This window comes from Serinicoccus chungangensis (assembly GCF_001483745.1).
In the GTDB taxonomy this organism is placed as follows: Bacteria; Actinomycetota; Actinomycetes; order Actinomycetales; family Dermatophilaceae; genus Ornithinicoccus; species Ornithinicoccus chungangensis_A.
This window is the reverse complement of sequence record NZ_LQBL01000011.1, coordinates 39,294-54,926: the sequence shown is the minus strand read 5'-3', so window position 1 is coordinate 54,926 and position 15,633 is coordinate 39,294. Positions and strand designations below refer to the sequence as shown.

11 protein-coding genes are annotated in these 15,633 nt (G+C 73.6%); 8 read left to right on the top strand and 3 right to left on the bottom strand.

The genetic code is table 11. The features are described 5' to 3' along the window. Nucleotides 1-194 precede the first annotated feature (194 nt). The 4 genes from AVL62_RS04755 (at nucleotide 195) to AVL62_RS04740 (ending at nucleotide 5,838) form a co-directional block, all read left to right on the top strand. Nucleotides 195-1,865: a DNA repair helicase XPB gene (locus AVL62_RS04755; protein ID WP_058890527.1), complete on the top strand. Its 1,671-nt coding sequence runs from the start codon at nucleotides 195-197 to the stop codon at nucleotides 1,863-1,865. A gap of 347 nt (nucleotides 1,866-2,212) precedes the next feature. Continuing rightward, nucleotides 2,213-2,920, top strand: a complete 708-nt coding sequence (locus tag AVL62_RS04750) for a response regulator transcription factor (RefSeq protein WP_058890526.1) — start codon at nucleotides 2,213-2,215, stop codon at nucleotides 2,918-2,920. A 17-nt stretch (nucleotides 2,921-2,937) separates the two neighbouring features. Further along, complete coding sequence (locus AVL62_RS04745; protein ID WP_058890525.1) at nucleotides 2,938-4,428, top strand: sensor histidine kinase; 1,491 nt, start codon at nucleotides 2,938-2,940, stop codon at nucleotides 4,426-4,428. Between the two features lie 45 nt (nucleotides 4,429-4,473). Next, a complete protein-coding gene (locus AVL62_RS04740; RefSeq protein WP_083518717.1) occupies nucleotides 4,474-5,838 on the top strand; it encodes a S1C family serine protease in 1,365 nt (454 codons plus the stop codon). A gap of 135 nt (nucleotides 5,839-5,973) precedes the next feature. On the opposite strand, the gene AVL62_RS04735 is transcribed toward AVL62_RS04740, so the two are convergent. After that, nucleotides 5,974-7,677, bottom strand: a complete 1,704-nt coding sequence (locus tag AVL62_RS04735) for an ABC-F family ATP-binding cassette domain-containing protein (RefSeq protein WP_058890524.1) — start codon at nucleotides 7,675-7,677, stop codon at nucleotides 5,974-5,976. Between the two features lie 151 nt (nucleotides 7,678-7,828). Here AVL62_RS04735 and AVL62_RS04730 point away from each other — a divergent pair, with 151 nt between their 5' ends. The 3 genes from AVL62_RS04730 (at nucleotide 7,829) to AVL62_RS04720 (ending at nucleotide 11,784) form a co-directional block, all read left to right on the top strand. Next, nucleotides 7,829-9,046: an NAD-dependent epimerase/dehydratase family protein gene (locus AVL62_RS04730; protein WP_058890523.1), complete on the top strand. Its 1,218-nt coding sequence runs from the start codon at nucleotides 7,829-7,831 to the stop codon at nucleotides 9,044-9,046. Between the two features lie 20 nt (nucleotides 9,047-9,066). After that, on the top strand, nucleotides 9,067-10,263 hold the full coding sequence (locus AVL62_RS04725; RefSeq protein WP_058890658.1) for a glycosyltransferase family 4 protein: 1,197 nt from the start codon (nucleotides 9,067-9,069) through the stop codon (nucleotides 10,261-10,263). Between the two features lie 249 nt (nucleotides 10,264-10,512). Continuing rightward, nucleotides 10,513-11,784, top strand: a complete 1,272-nt coding sequence (locus tag AVL62_RS04720) for an Nramp family divalent metal transporter (RefSeq protein WP_058890522.1) — start codon at nucleotides 10,513-10,515, stop codon at nucleotides 11,782-11,784. 189 nt (nucleotides 11,785-11,973) lie between these two features. Here the strand turns inward: AVL62_RS04720 and AVL62_RS04715 are convergent, their stop codons facing one another. Then, nucleotides 11,974-12,279 (bottom strand): MTH1187 family thiamine-binding protein, encoded by a 306-nt coding sequence (locus AVL62_RS04715; protein ID WP_058890521.1) that lies wholly within the window; start codon nucleotides 12,277-12,279, stop codon nucleotides 11,974-11,976. 179 nt (nucleotides 12,280-12,458) lie between these two features. Between AVL62_RS04715 and AVL62_RS04710 the strand changes: the two genes are divergently transcribed. After that, entirely contained in the window at nucleotides 12,459-14,600 is a 2,142-nt protein-coding gene (locus tag AVL62_RS04710; protein ID WP_058890520.1) for a HelD family protein, read from the top strand. Nucleotides 14,601-14,621: 21 nt separating this feature from the next. Here the strand turns inward: AVL62_RS04710 and AVL62_RS04705 are convergent, their stop codons facing one another. Then, entirely contained in the window at nucleotides 14,622-15,587 is a 966-nt protein-coding gene (locus AVL62_RS04705; protein WP_058890519.1) for a glycosyltransferase family 2 protein, read from the bottom strand. Nucleotides 15,588-15,633 lie beyond the last annotated feature (46 nt).

Sequence of the window (15,633 nt, the reverse complement as noted above, 5' to 3'; positions counted from 1 at the left end):
CCCACCGAGCGCCGCCAATGGCTGCCCCCACCCCCACCGAGCGCCGCGAATGGCTGCCCCTGCCCCCACCTAGCGCCGCGCCCTCGGCCCCCACCCCCACCGAGCGCCGCGAATGGCTGCCCCTGCCCCCACCGAGCGCCGCGCCCTCGGCCCCGCGCGGAATGCGGGAGGGGCGGCATACCGTTGAGCGCACGATGAACGGCCCCCTGATCGTCCAGTCCGACAAGACCCTCCTCCTCGAGGTCGACCACGAGAGCGCCGAGGCGGCGCGGCGCGACATCGCGCCCTTCGCCGAGCTCGAGCGAGCGCCCGAGCACGTCCACACATACCGGGTCACGCCGCTCGGCCTGTGGAACGCGCGCGCCGCCGGGCACGACGCCGAGCAGGTCGTGCACGCGCTCCTCGAGCACAGCCGCTACCCCGTCCCCCAGTCGCTGCTGGTGGACGTCGCCGAGACCATGGCCCGGTACGGCCGGCTGACGCTCACCAAGGAGTCCGTGGAGGGCGAGGACGAGCCCGTCCTGCTCCTGCGCACCACCGACCGCGCCGTGCTGACAGAAGTGCTGCGGCACAAGAAGATCCAGCCCCTCGTCGGCGACCGCGTCGACGACGACACGGTGCGGGTCCACGCCTCCGAGCGCGGGCACCTCAAGCAGGAGCTGCTCAAGGTCGGCTGGCCCGCCGAGGACCTCGCCGGCTACGTCGACGGCGAGGCGCACCCGATCGGGCTGGACCAGGCCGACTGGTCGCTGCGGCCCTACCAGCAGCAGGCCGTCGACGGCTTCTGGGACGGCGGCTCCGGCGTGGTCGTGCTGCCCTGCGGCGCAGGCAAGACGCTCGTCGGCGCCGGGGCCATGGCCCGCTCGTCGACGACGACCCTGATCCTGGTCACCAACACGGTGAGCGCCCGGCAGTGGCGCGAGGAGCTGCTGCGGCGGACGACGCTGACCGAGGACGAGATCGGCGAGTACTCCGGGTCCCGCAAGGAGATCCGCCCCGTCACGATCGCGACCTACCAGGTGCTGACGCTCAAGCGGAAGGGTGTCTACCCGCACCTCGACCTGCTGGACGCCCGCGACTGGGGCCTCATCGTCTACGACGAGGTGCACCTGCTGCCCGCGCCGATCTTCCGGATGACCGCCGACCTGCAGGCGCGGCGTCGGCTCGGCCTGACGGCCACGCTGGTGCGCGAGGACGGCCGGGAGTCCGACGTCTTCTCCCTCATCGGGCCCAAGCGCTTCGACGCTCCGTGGAAGGACATCGAGGCGCAGGGCTACATCGCGCCCGCCGACTGCGTCGAGGTCAGGGTCAGCCTGTCCGACTCCATGCGGATGGCGTATGCCGTCGCCGAGCCGGACGAGCGCTACCGGTTCGCCGCCTGCGCCCCCGCGAAGGACGCGGTGGTCGAGCAGCTGGTCGGCCGGCACGAGGGGCAGCCGACGCTGGTCATCGGGCAGTACCTCGACCAGCTCGAGCAGCTCGCCGGTCGCCTGGACGCGCCGCTCATCACCGGCGAGACGACCGTGGCGCAGCGGCAGGAGCTGTTCCGGCAGTTCCGCGAAGGTGAGATCAGCCTGCTCGTCGTGAGCAAGGTCGCCAACTTCTCCATCGACCTCCCCGAGGCGAGCGTGGCGATCCAGGTGTCCGGCACCTTCGGCTCCCGCCAGGAGGAGGCCCAGCGGCTGGGTCGCGTCCTGCGGCCCAAGGGCGACGGCCGGACGGCGCACTTCTACACCCTCGTCGCGCGCGACACGGTCGACGCCGAGTTCGCCGCCCACCGGCAGCGCTTCCTCGCCGAGCAGGGCTACGCCTACCGTATCGTCGACGCCGACGACCTCGACGCCGCCGCCCCCGACCCCGCCTGACCACACCCCCTCCCTCCCGCACCGGACGCGTCGTCAGCACGCACCGGACGCGTGGTCGGCATACCCCGGACGCGTGGCCAGCACGCACCGGACGCGTGGTCGGCATACACCGGACGCACGGTCGGGTCTCTGACGCACCCATCGCGAGTCCGGAGCACACCAAGCGCGTGTCCGGTGGAGCCTGAGCACGCGTCCGGTGGAGTCGGAACAGACGTCCGGTGGAGCCTGAGCACGCGTCCGGTGCTGCTTGAGCGCGCGTCCGGTGCTGCCTGAGCACGCGTCCGGTGCGGGAGGGGCGCGCAGCGGATTCCCAGGAAAGTCCCAGTCTGCGCGCGCACCATGGGTGTATGACCGCGAGCCAGACCGAGCCGGAGGCCACGCTCCTCGTCGTCGAGGACGAGACGAACATCCGCGAGCTGCTCACGACGAGCCTGCGGTTCGCCGGCTTCTCCGTGCACGCCGCGCCGGACGGCCGCAGCGCGCTCCAGCTCTCCGGCGAGCACGACTTCGACCTGGCCGTGCTCGACATCATGCTCCCGGACATGGACGGCTTCACCGTGACCCGCACGCTGCGCGAGCGCGGTCTGGACCTGCCCATCGTCTTCCTCACCGCCAAGGACTCCCTCGACGACAAGATCAAGGGCCTGACCGTGGGCGGTGACGACTACGTCACCAAGCCGTTCAGCCTGGAGGAGGTCGTGGCCCGCATCCGTGCGGTGCTGCGCCGCACCCGGGTGGCCGACGAGGGCGACGACCACGCGCTGCGGGTGGCCGACCTCGAGCTCGACGAGGACAGCCACGAGGTGCGCCGGGCCGGCAAGGTCATCGAGGTCTCCCCCACGGAGTTCAAGCTGCTGCGCTACCTCATGCTCAACCCGGGCCGGGTGCTCTCCAAGAGCCAGATCCTGGACCACGTCTGGGACTACGACTTCAGGGGCGAGATGAACATCGTCGAGTCCTACATCTCCTACCTGAGGCGCAAGATCGACGTGGTCGGCGAACCCCTCATCCACACCAAGCGCGGCGTGGGCTACGTGCTGCGCGAGCCGCGCTGAGGCGGCATACCGCTCCCGTGCTGCAGCACCTGCGCCGCGCCGCCTACACCAAGCTCCACGGACTCTCCCTCACCCGACGCCTGGTGACCGTGCTGGTCCTGCTCGTCCTCGCCGCCTACCTCCTCACGACCTCGGTGACCATCACCATGCTGCGCGGTTATCTGGTCGACCGGGTGGACACCGACCTGGAGACCTACATCACCCCGCTCGCCGAGCGGGTGTCGGCCCAGCTGCTCGAGGACGCCACCGGTCGGCAGGACACCAGCGCCGAGCTGTGGTTGCCGCCGAACTCCTACTACATCCTGCTCACCCCCCTGGACGACGCGGCGCCGCCGGTCTCGCTCGCCTCCCGCGGCATGGACGACACGCCGGACCTGTCCCGGGTGGCCATCGACGACGGCCGCCTCGGCGAGCCCTTCACCGTCGGCAGCGACCAGGGCGCGGGCACCTGGCGGGTGCTCGCCCTGCCGCTGGAGAACGAGCAGGGACTGGTGTCCGGGACGATCGCGGTCGCCCTCCCCCTGGACGAGGTCGACAGCACGACCCGGCAGCTCGCCTTCCTCACCATCGTCATCGGCCTCACGACGATGGTGGTTGTCGGGGTGCTCGGCTGGTTCGCGGTGCGCCGCGCCTTCCGCCCGCTGACCCGCATCGAGGACACCGCCGCCGCCATCGCCGGCGGCGACCTCGCCCGGCGCATCCCGCCGCACGGCGTCCGCGACGAGGTCGGCTCGCTGTCGGACTCGCTCAACCGCATGCTCGCCCGCATCGAGCACTCCTTCGCCGTCCGCGAGGCGTCCGAGCAGCGGATGCGGGACTTCGTCGCGGACGCGTCCCACGAGCTGCGCACGCCGCTCGCCACGGTCAAGGGGTATGCCGAGCTGCACCGCTTCGGGGCGATGTCCGACCCCGAGGACGTCGCCGGGGCGATGCGCCGGATCGAGGACGAGGCCACCCGGATGACCCGGCTGGTGGAGGACCTGCTGACGCTGACCCGCTGGGACTCCCAGCCGCAGATGGCGCCGACCCGGGTGGACCTGACCGTGCTCGCCTCCGACGTCGTGCAGGACGCCCGGGTGCGGGCGCCGGACCGGACCGTGCGCCTCGTGCCCCTGGCCGGCAGCCTGCCGGACGTCCCGCCCGTGGTCGTCGGGGAGGACGGCGCGCTGCGGCAGGTGCTCACCAACCTCGTGGCCAACGCCCTCGCGCACACCCCCGGGGGCACGGCGGTCGAGGTGGCGGTCGGCCGGGTCGACGGCACCGTCGCGGTGGAGGTGCGCGACCACGGCACCGGGCTGGACGAGGACACCGCCGAGCGGGTCTTCGAGCGGTTCTACCGCGCCGACAAGTCGCGCAGCCGGGCCTCCGGCGGGACCGGTCTCGGCCTGGCCATCGTCGCCGCCATCGTGGGCCGTCACCAGGGGTCGGTGCGGCACCACCCCACCCCCGGCGGGGGCGCGACCTTCCGGGTGGAGCTGCCCGCGGACCGACGTCCAGCAGATTCCTAGTCGACACCCAGGCGGCACCGACCTGCGGGTGGTCTCATGGGACCCATGACCACCCCAGAGCACGACCCGCAGGGCCCGGCGTACGGGCAGAGCTCCGACGACGCCACCGCCCCCGTCCCCACCACCGGGCACCAGGGCCCGGGGTACGCGCAGCACCCCGGCGACGCCACCGCCCCCGTGCCCACCGCGACGCCCCAGGCCAGCGCCCCGCACCAGGGGTATGCCGCGGCGCACCAGGGCGCCGCGGCGTCCGGCTGGCAGCAGCCCACCCCGCCGCGCCGGCGCCGGCGCTACGGCGACATCGCGGTCGCGAGCGTCCTCGCGGCCCTGCTCGCCTCCGGCGGCACCTTCGCCGCCGTCGAGCTGGCTGGCGACTCGCCGAGCACGCAGAGCACCGCGTCGGGTGAGGGCGACGGCACGGCCAGCGGCGACGCCCGCGGGACGACGGTCTCCCTCTCCGGGGAGCAGGACTGGGCCTCCGTCGCCGAGGCCGTGACCCCCAGCACCGTCTCCATCGCGGTGGCCGGCGCGGCCGGCGAGGGTTCCGGGTCGGGCGTGGTGTGGGACACCGAGGGTCACATCGTCACCAACGCGCACGTCGTCGCCGGCGCCCAGCAGGTGCAGGTGACGCTGCCCGGTGGTCGGTCCTACCCGGCCGAGGTCATCGGCAGCGACCCCTCCAGCGACCTCGCGACCCTGCAGCTCGGCACCGTGCCGGACGACCTGCAGCCCATCGCCCTGGGCGACGACAGCGCGCTGGGCGTCGGTGACCCGGTCATGGCCGTCGGCAACCCGCTGGGGCTGTCGGGGACGGTCACGACCGGCATCGTCAGCGCCCTCGACCGCCCGGTGACCACGCAGGGGTCGTCCTCGGACCCGGCCGACCCGGGGGCCGCGGTGGTGACCAACGCCATCCAGACCTCCGCCGCGATCAACCCCGGCAACTCCGGCGGCGCCCTCGTCAACGCGGCCGGTGAGCTGGTGGGCATCAACTCCTCCATCGCCTCGCTCCCGACGGGGGGCACCGGGCAGAGCGGCTCCATCGGCATCGGCTTCGCCATCCCCTCCGGCAAGGTGCAGCTCATCGTCGAGCAGCTCATCGACTCGGGCACGGCGACCCACTCCTTCCTCGGCGTCGGTCTGGACAACGCCCAGGCCGAGGTGGACGGCGCCACCCTCACCGGCGCCGCCGTCACCCAGGTAGAGCCGGGCTCCCCCGCCGAGGGTGCCGGTATGCGGTCCGGCGACCTCATCGTCGGCATCGACGACGAGCCGGTCACCAGCGCGACCGCCCTCGTCGGCCAGGTCCGCGAGCGCGGTGCCGGCGACGAGGCCCGGGTGGCCTACATCCGCGACGGCGAGCAGGCCGAGGTCACGGTGACCCTGGCCGCCCGCCCGGACGAGGGCTGAGCCACCGGCCCACCGGCGCCCGTTGCCCGCGGGGCGTCTCCCAGCCGGTTGGTCATCTGACAGCCTCCTCGAACAGGCTGACCGTTGACCAACCGGCTGCCGGACGACCAACCGGCGGTCAGTCGGGCACCGACGTCAGCGGGCCCGCGCCACCCGCCCCTCGTCCCAGACCGGACCGTCGGTCTCCCGCACGCGGCCGTCGGCGGCGAGGACGAGGAAGCGGTCGAAGGACGCGGCGAACCACCGGTCGTGGGTGACCGCGAGCACCGTGCCCTCGAAGGCGTCCAGCCCCTCCTGCAGCGCCTCGGCCGAGTGCAGGTCGAGGTTGTCGGTGGGCTCGTCGAGCAGCAGCAGGGTCGCCCCGGACAGCTCCAGCAGCAGGATCTGCAGCCGCGCCTGCTGGCCGCCCGAGAGCGACTCGAAGCGCTGCTCCCCGGCCCGCGCGAGCTCGTAGCGGTCGAGCGCCCGCGCGGCCTCCTCACGCGGCATACCCCGTCGGTGCTCGTCGCCGCGGTGCAGGATCTCCAGCAGCGTGCGCCCGCGCAGGGCCGGGTGGTCGTGCGTCTGGGCGAACCAGCCCGGCCGCACCCGCGCGCCGAGCCGCGCCACCCCGGTGTGCCGGACCGGCGCCGGGACGACGTCGCCCACCGGGCGCTGCCCCGGCTCGGGGTCGCTGCCCCCGGCCGCGAGCAGCCGCAGCAGGTGGGACTTGCCCGACCCGTTGGAGCCGAGGACGGCCACCCGATCGCCGTACCAGACCTCCAGGTCGAAGGGCTGCATGAGCCCGGTCAGCTCCAGGCCCTCGCAGACGACGGCCCGCTTGGCGGTCCGCCCACCGCGCAGCCGCATCCGGACCCGCTGCTCGTGGCTCACCGCCTCTGGCGGCCCGGCCTCCTCGAAGCGGCGCAGCCGGGTCTGCGCCGCCTGGTACTGGCTGGCCATGTCGGCGTTGTAGGCGGCCTTGGCCTTGTAGCGCAGCATGAGGGCGCGCAGCGAGGCGTGCTCCTCGTCCCACCGCCGCCGGGCCTCCTCCAGCCGCGCGGTGCGCTCGGCGCGCGCCTCGTGCCAGGTGGCGAAGCTGCCCGGGTGCACCCAGAGCGTGCTGCCCGCGGCCCCCGGCTCGAGCGTGGCCACCCGGGTCGCGGCGCGGGCCAGCAGCTCGCGGTCGTGGCTGACGAGCAGGACGGTCTTGGGGCTCGCCCGCAGCTGCTCCTCGAGCCACCGCTTGCCGGGGACGTCCAGGTAGTTGTCCGGCTCGTCCAGGAGCAGCACCTCCTCCGGGCCGCGCAGCAGCGCCTCCAGCGCCAGCCGCTTCTGCTCCCCGCCGGAGAGGGTGTCGGTCCCCCGCCACTGCGCCCGCTCGAAGGGTATGCCGAGGGCCGCGACCGTGCAGACGTCCCAGAGCGTCTCCTGACCGTAGCCGCCGACGTCGGCCCAGTCGGCCAGCGCCTGGGCGTAGGCGAGCTGGGCCGGCTCGTCGTCGACGGTCATCACCGCGAGCTCGGCGGCGTCCAGCGCGCGGGCGGCCGCGCGGATGCGTGCCGGGGCCACGGACACGAGCAGGTCGCGGACGGTCGGCGGCTCGTCGCCGGCGCCGACCTCGCGGCCCATCGTGCCGATGAGCTGCGGCATGACGCCGAGGCCGCCGCTGCGGGACACCGAGCCCTCGTGCGGGCGCAGCTCGTCGGCGACGATCCGCAGCAGCGTGGTCTTGCCGCTGCCGTTCGGCCCGACGAGGGCGACCCGTGCCCCGTCGCCGACGCGCAGCCCGATGTCGCGCAGCAGCGGGCGGCCGTCGGGCAGCGTGTAGCCCACGGCCGCGACGTCGACGTGTCCCATGGGGTCCATCCTGCCTGCCCACGGCCGGTCGTCCCCACCCGTTTTCCGGCCCGCCCCGGTCCGGCGACACCCGTCCTCCCCGGCGGCATTGATACCTTGACCCGAGCATGCGCGCGGCCCGTGGCCCGCCCCCGACGTCAAGGAGTCACCCGTGAAGATCGCTGTCCTCGGCGGTGACGGCTTCTGCGGCTGGCCCGCGGCGCTGCACCTGTCCGACCTCGGCCACGACGTGGTCATCGTCGACAACCTCGTCCGCCGACGCATCGACGAGGAGCTGGGGGCCTCCTCGCTCACCCCGATCGCGAGCCCGGAGGAGCGCCTGGCCGCCTGGGAGCAGGTCGGCGGCCGGCCGATGGAGCTCGTCGAGCTCGACCTCGCGCAGGACTACGACGGCCTGGTCGCCCTCCTCGACGAGCGGCGCCCGGACGCGGTCGTGCACTTCGCCGAGCAGCGCTCGGCCCCCTACTCGATGAAGTCGGCGAGGCACAAGCGCTTCACCGTCGACAACAACACCAACGCCACGCACAACCTGCTCTGCGCCATGGTCGAGACGGGCCTGGACGCGCACCTGGTGCACCTGGGGACCATGGGCGTCTACGGCTACGGCACGGCCGGTATGGCGATCCCCGAGGGCTACCTCGACGTCGAGATCGCCGCGGAGGACGGCACGCGGGTGGCGCAGGAGATCCTCTACCCCACCAACCCGGGCTCGATCTACCACATGACGAAGTGCCTGGACCAGCAGCTCTTCGCCTACTACGCCAAGAACGACGCGCTGCGCATCACCGACCTGCACCAGGGCATCATCTGGGGCACCCACACCGAGCAGACGATGCGGGACGAGCGCCTCGTCAACCGTTTCGACTACGACGGCGACTACGGCACGGTGCTCAACCGCTTCCTCATGCAGGCCGCCGTCGGCTACCCGCTCACCGTGCACGGCACCGGCGGCCAGACCCGGGCCTTCATCCACATCCGCGACATGGTGCGGTGCGTGCAGATCGCCCTGGAGAACCCGCCCGCCACGGGCGAGCGCGTCAAGATCTTCAACCAGATGACCGAGACCCACCGGGTGCGCGACCTGGCCGAGCTCGTGGCCCGGATCAGCGACGCCGAGGTCGAGCTCGTCCCCAACCCCCGCCACGAGGCGGCCGAGAACGAGCTGCACGTGCACAACGAGACCTTCCTCGACCTCGGCCTGCAGCCGACGCTGCTCGAGGAGGGCCTGCTCATGGAGGTCGAGGACGTCGCCCGGCGCTACGCCGACCGCGCGGACCTCGACAAGATCCCCTGCACCTCGGTGTGGACCTCCCGGCAGCAGGCCGGCGTGCCGGCCTCGCGCGGGGCCGCCGTGGAACGCACGGCCTGAGCCCGGCGACGGCATACCGGATGCGCATCGCCCTCTTCACCGAGGTCTTCCTGCCCAAGGTCGACGGGGTCGTCACGCGGGTCACCCGCACCCTGGACCAGCTTGCCGACCTCGGCCACGAGGCGCTCGTCTTCGCGCCGGGCGAGCCGCCGGCCCGCTACGGGCCGCACCGCGTGGTCAAGGTCCGGTCGGTGTCGTTCCAGCCGTGGTACCCCGAGATCATGGTCGGGCTGCCGACCGCCCGCATCGCGCGCGGCATGCAGGCCTTCCACCCCGACATCGTGCACGCCGTCAACCCGGTGTGGCTCGCGGCCTACGGCGTCATCTCAGCCCGGCGGCGCAACCTGCCGCTGCTCGCCAGCTTCCACACCGACGTGCCCTCCTACACCACGCGGCTCGGCAACGGGCTGCACCTGCTGCGCGCGCCGAGCGAGGCGTGGATCACCGGGATGCACAACCTGGCCGAGGTCAACCTGTGCACGTCCGCGCAGATGGTGCAGCGGGCCCGCGAGGTGGGGATCCGGGAGGTCGACCTGTGGCCCAAGGCCGTCGACACCGAGGGCTACCACCCCTCCCGACGCAGCAGGGAGATGCGCGAGCGGCTCACCGGCGGGCACCCGGAGGCGCCGCTCGTGCTCTACGTCGGGCGGCTCTCCCGGGAGAAGGACCTCGACCAGCTGCTCGAGCCCATCCGCGCGCTGGCCGGTGAGGGGGTGCGGCTGGCCTTCGTCGGGTCGGGGCCGGCGCGTCAGGAGCTCGAGGCGATGTTCGCCGGCACCCCGACCGTCTTCACCGGCTACCTCGCCGGCGAGGAGCTGGCCGCGGCCTACGCCAGCGCCGACGCCTTCGCCTTCCCGTCCACCACCGAGACGCTCGGGCTGGTGGCGCTGGAGTCCATGGCCAGCGGCGTGCCGGTCGTCGGGGCCCGGGCCGGAGGCATCCCCTTCGTCATCGACGACGGCGTCACCGGCTTCCTCGTCGAGCCGGGCGACACGGCGGGGTATGCCGACCGTCTGCACCGCGTCCTGCTCGAGCCGGGGCTCAAGGACCGGATGGGCGCGGCCGCCCGCGCGGACGCGCAGACCCACTCCTGGCGGGCCTCGACCGAGTCGCTGGTCCGCTCCTACGAGCTCGCGGTCGAGCGGCACGTCGGCCGGCGCCCGGTGCTCAAGCCGCTGCGCGCCCGCACCCACCGCGACCTGCCCCCGCCCGGCTAGCGGCTCCGCCGCCGACCCACCGGGCGCCGCGAATGGTTGCCCCTGGCCCCACCGAGCGTCGCGAATGGTTGCCCCTGGCCCCACCGAGCGCCGCCAGTGGTTGCCGATGGCCCCACCGAGCGCCGCGAATGGTCGCCCATGGCCCCACCCGGGCGCCGCGAATGGTTGCCCCACACCCCACCGGGCGCCGCCCGTGGTTCTCGTCGTGGCCGCCGCCCCGGGAGGTATGCCGGTGCTAGCGTGCCGCCCATGGTGATCGACGGCGAGACCAGGACCGCGAGCGAGCGCTCGACGTGGCGCAGCCGGTGGGGCGCGGTGGGGCCGGGGCTGCTCGCCGCGTCGGCGGCGATCGGGGCCTCCCACCTCATCTCCTCCACCCAGGCGGGGGCGCTCTTCGGCTGGCAGCTCGTGTGGCTCATCGTCCTCGCCAACGTGCTGAAGTACCCGTTCTTCCGGTTCGGCCCGCAGTACGCCGCCGAGACCGGCCGCAGCCTGGTCGAGGGCTACGCGCGGCGGGGGAAGGCATACCTCTGGGTGTTCTTCGTGCTCGCCGCCGTGTCCTCGGTCATCTCCACGGCCGGCGTCGCGCTGCTGTGCACGGTGATCCTGGCCTACCTGCTGCCGGCGTCGTGGGGCCTCGGCGTGCCCGTGCTCGCGGCGGGGCTGCTCGCGGTGACGTGGGTGCTGCTCGTCGGTGGCCACTACAAGGCGCTGGACGGCGTCACCAAGGTCATCATGGTGCTGCTCGCCCTGTCCACGGTGGTCGCCGTGGTCATGGCCGCCTCCCAGGGGCCGGTGCGCCAGCCCGCCTTCGAGGACCCCTCGCCGTGGACGCTCGCGACGCTGCCCTTCCTCGTCGCGGTCATCGGCTGGATGCCGGCGCCGATCGAGATCAGCGCCCTCAACTCGCTGTGGGTCAAGGCCAAGGGTGCCGACCGCCGGCTGGCGGTGCGCGACGTCCTCTTCGACTTCAACCTCGGCTACGTCGTGTCCACGGTGCTCGCGGTGTTCTTCATCGGCCTGGGTGTCTTCGTGCAGTACGGCAGCGGCCAGGAGATGGAGATGGCCGGCGGCGCCTACATCCCCCAGCTCATGAGCATGTACGGCGCGGCGATCGGGCAGTGGGCGGTCCCGCTCATGGCGCTCATCGCCTTCGCGTGCATGTTCGGCACCGTCATCTCGGTCGTCGACGGGTATGGGCGCGCGGCCGCCGAGTCGCTGCGCCTCATCCGCGGGCAGGAGTCGATGAGCCGGCGCTCGAAGGACCTGTGGATCACCGGCATCTCGGTCATCGCGCTGGCGATCGTCGTCTGGATGAGCGCCTCGCTCGCCGACATGCTGCGCTTCGCGATGATCAGCGCGTTCCTCACCGCCCCGGTCTTCGCGTGGCTGAACTTCTCCATCATCCGCGGCGAGCGTCAGCTCTCGACGAGCATGCGGGTCCTGTCCTACGCGGGCCTGGTCTTCCTCGTCGGCTTCACGCTGCTCTTCCTCGCCTCGCAGACCGGCCTGCTGGCCTAATCAGCGGGCTGGCGGTGCCCTCCGGCCCGGAGGGGTCGCGACTGCACCGGGTATGTCGTGAGAACACCCCGGCGGGCGACATACCCGCTGCAGTCGCGCACCGCCGGAGGCGGGACCGGGCCGCCAACGTCGTGACGACCGAGACCGGCGTCGCCCGGGGCAGCGCGCGCTGTGGCCTGCCTCCGGCGCTCAGCCGTCGGAGAGGTGGGCGTTGACCCGGTCGACCTTCTCGGTGAGCTGGCCGGCATACCCCGGGCGCAGGTCGGCCTTGACCACGAGCGAGACCCGCGGGGAGTGCTGGGCAACGGCGTCGCAGGCCGCCTTGATGACCGGCATGACCTCGTCCCAGTCCCCCTCGATGGTGGTGAACATCGAGGTCAGCTCGTAGGGCAGCCCCGAGTCGCGGACCACCCGGATGGCGTCGGCGACGGCGGCGCTCACCGAGCCGGACTCGTCGGCGGACTGCGTGGGGGCGACGGAGAAGGCGAAGAGCATGCCACCACGCTAGCCCGCGGGCGGCAGGCCGGCACGACCGGCAACCATCCGCGACGCCCGGTGGGACTCAGGGCAACCATCCGCGACGCCCGGTGGGACTCGGGGCAACCATCCGCGACGCCCGGTGGGGGTATCGTGTCCTCCCCCCTCCTCACCACCCTCCCGCGAGGTATGCCGCGATGCCCGCTCCCGTCTCACGCCCCCCGACCTCGTCCACCTCGACCTCGACCACCTCGACCTCACCCACCCCGACCGACCCGCGCGCCGAGCTCGCCGCCGAGCAGGCGCGCCTCGAGCGCGCCCGGACCGAGCTGGCGCGGATGCGCGAGCACACGCTGTCGCTGACCGCCGACGGCGGCGACGCCATCGCCGGCGAGGCGCTCGCGCACACCCTGTGGCTGCGGGCCAAGGCGCTGCAGGACGACCCGGCGACGACGCTGTTCTTCGGCCGCATCGACCGCGAGGCCGCACCCGGCGACGGCATGGAGGAGCGGCTCTACATCGGGCGCCGCCACGTCTCCGACGGCCACGGCGACCCCGTCGTCATCGACTGGCGGGCCGGGGTGTCGACGCCGTTCTACCGCGCGGGCACCCACGACCCGATGGGCCTGCGCCTGCGGCGGCGTTTCGGGGTCGAGGGCGGGCAGATCACCGCCTTCGAGGACGAGCCGCTGGGGGGCACCGGCGACGGCGGGCCGGTGGGTGGGGCCGACCGGTCGTCCGCCGGCGCGTCTGGCGGGGCGAGCAGCATCCTCGCCCGGGAGATCGAGCGACCCCGGATCGGGCCGATGCGCGACATCGTCGCCACGATCCAGCCCGAGCAGGACGAGATCGTGCGCGCCGACGTGGCCACGACGCTGTGCGTGCAGGGCGCGCCGGGCACCGGCAAGACCGCCGTCGGGCTGCACCGCGCGGCCTGGCTGCTCTACGCCTTCCGCGAGCGGCTGGCCCGCACGGGCGTCCTCGTCGTCGGCCCCAACCGTGCGTTCCTCGAGCACGTCGGCGCGGTCCTGCCCTCGCTCGGGGAGGTCAGCGTCCGGCACACGACGGCCGACGACCTCGTCGTGGGCGGCACGTCCGCGCGGGTCCGCGCGACGGACAGCACCGAGGTGGCCCGGCTCAAGGGCGAGGCGCGGATGGCCGGGGTCCTGCGGGAGGCGCTCTGGGGCGCGGTGGGCCCCGCCACCGAGGCGCTCGTCGTCCCGCGCGGCTCGCGCCGGTGGCGGGTACCGGCCTACGAGGTGCAGGACATGCTCGAGGAGCTGCGCGGCCGGGGCGTCAGCTACTCCGCCGCCCGGGCCATGCTGCACCAGCGGCTCGCCCACGCGGTCATGGTGGCGATGGAGCGCTCCGGGGACTCCCCCGACGACCGGGTGCAGGACGCCGTGGCCCGGTCGGCGCCGGTGAAGGCCTACGTCAAGGCGGTCTGGCCCGAGGTGAAGCCGGGCGCCGTCCTCGCCCGGGTGCTGTCGACCGGGGAGCACCTGGACGACGACCAGCAGGCCCTGGTCTGGGAGGAGCCGCCCCGGACGGCGGCCGGGGCGCGCTGGAGCGCCGCCGACCTGGTGCTGCTGGACGAGCTGGCCGACCTGCTCGACCGGACACCCAGCCTCGGGCACGTCGTGCTCGACGAGGCCCAGGACCTGTCCCCCATGCAGCTGCGCGCCGTCGGGCGCCGGGCCTCCACCGGCTCGCTCACCATCCTGGGGGACCTCGCGCAGGGCACCACACCGTGGTCGACGGCCTCGTGGGAGGAGTCGTTGCGGCACCTGGGCAAGGACCTCTCCGCGCCGACGACCCACCTGGAGGAGCTGGTCCGCGGCTTCCGGGTGCCCTCGGCCGTCATCGACTTCGCCGCCCGGCTGCTCCCGGCCATCGCCCCCGACCTGGCTCCCCCGGAGTCGGTGCGGTCCAACCCCGGCCGGCTGGACGTCATACCCGTGGACGACGCGGTCGCCGGCGCCGTGACGGCGACGACCGACGCCGCCGCGCACGAGGGCTCGGTCGGGGTGATCGTTCCCGACGCCTGGATGGAACGGGCCGGGGCGGCGCTGCGTGCCGCCGGGGTCGAGCACGAGGTCATGGACGGGACGCACGCCGAGGAGGGCCTGGGCGTGCGGGTCTTCCTCGTCCCGGCGACGGTGGCCAAGGGCCTGGAGTTCGACCAGGTCGTCGTCGTCGAGCCGGCTGCGATCGCCGCCGCCGAGCCCGACGGGCGCACCGGCCTGCGCCGGCTCTACGTCGTCCTCACCCGGGCGGTGAGCGGCCTCACCGTCGTGCACGCCGAGCCGCTGCCCGGGCCGCTCGCCGCCACCCCCTGACCCGGGGCGGCACCACAGACCTCAGTCCCGCGGCTCCTCGCCGGTGAGGCTGTCGTGGGCGACGTAGTAGGTCGGGCGGCCGAGCTGCATGGTGTAGGTCCGCCCGACGTACTCCCCCAGGATGCCCAGGCACAGCAGCTGCACCCCGCCGACGGCCGTGACGACCATGAAGGTCGAGGTCCACCCGGGGACGGTGAGGCCGACGGCATACCCCACCAGCGCGTAGACGAGCAGCACCAGCGCGACGAGCGCGCCGACGAAGCCCAGCCAGGTCGCGAGCCGCAGCGGGGCCAGGCTGACGCCGGTGATGGAGTCGACGGCGAGACGGACCATGCGGGAGAGGGGGTACTTCGAGGTGCCGGCCGCCCGCTCGTCACGGCGGTAGGTGAGCACGCCGGAGGGGAAGCCGAGCGAGGGGACGACGAGCCGCAGCACCCGGTGGTGCTCGGGCAGCGCGGTCACCGCCTCGACGGTCGCCCGCGACATGAGCCGGTAGTCCCCCGCCTGCGTGGGCCCGTGGTCGGCGCCGAGGCGCCGCATGGTGTCGTAGTAGCCGTGGGCGGTGACCCGCTTGAAGCGCGTGTCGGTGCGGCGGTCGTCGCGCACGGCGTAGACGACGTCCAGCGCCTCCTCCCGGGCCAGCCGGACCATGTCGGCGATGAGCTCGGGCGGGTCCTGCAGGTCGGCGTCGATGGTCACGACCAGCTCCCCGCGCGCCCGCTCCAGCCCGGCCGAGATCGCGGCCTGATGGCCGGCGTTGGCGCGCAGCCGGACGATTCGCAGCTGCGGCCAGGTATGCCGTGCCCGCTGCAGCACGACGGGGGTCGCGTCCGTGCTGCCGTCGTCGACGACGAGCACCTCGTAGTCGACCTCCAGGGCGTCCAGGACCGGGCGCAGCCGCTGCACGAACAGCGGCAGCACGTCCTGCTCGTCGAAGACCGGCACGACGACGGTCAGCGCGCTCGCGCCATGCTGTGCAGCGGTCATCGTGCCTCGCGGGTCGCCGGTCGGTGGTCGGCCGATCCTAGCCCGC

Excerpts from the sequence above, each read along its gene's own strand:
- AVL62_RS04755 (WP_058890527.1), top strand. The coding sequence starts at position 195 with ATGAACGGCCCCCTGATCGTCCAGTCCGACAAGACCCTCCTCCTCGAG.
- AVL62_RS04750 (WP_058890526.1), top strand. The coding sequence starts at position 2,213 with ATGACCGCGAGCCAGACCGAGCCGGAGGCCACGCTCCTCGTCGTCGAG.
- AVL62_RS04740 (WP_083518717.1), top strand. The coding sequence starts at position 4,474 with ATGACCACCCCAGAGCACGACCCGCAGGGCCCGGCGTACGGGCAGAGC.
- AVL62_RS04735 (WP_058890524.1), bottom strand. The coding sequence starts at position 7,677 with ATGGGACACGTCGACGTCGCGGCCGTGGGCTACACGCTGCCCGACGGC.
- AVL62_RS04725 (WP_058890658.1), top strand. The coding sequence starts at position 9,067 with ATGCGCATCGCCCTCTTCACCGAGGTCTTCCTGCCCAAGGTCGACGGG.
- AVL62_RS04720 (WP_058890522.1), top strand. The coding sequence starts at position 10,513 with ATGGTGATCGACGGCGAGACCAGGACCGCGAGCGAGCGCTCGACGTGG.
- AVL62_RS04715 (WP_058890521.1), bottom strand. The coding sequence starts at position 12,279 with ATGCTCTTCGCCTTCTCCGTCGCCCCCACGCAGTCCGCCGACGAGTCC.
- AVL62_RS04710 (WP_058890520.1), top strand. The coding sequence starts at position 12,459 with ATGCCCGCTCCCGTCTCACGCCCCCCGACCTCGTCCACCTCGACCTCG.
- AVL62_RS04705 (WP_058890519.1), bottom strand. The coding sequence starts at position 15,587 with ATGACCGCTGCACAGCATGGCGCGAGCGCGCTGACCGTCGTCGTGCCG.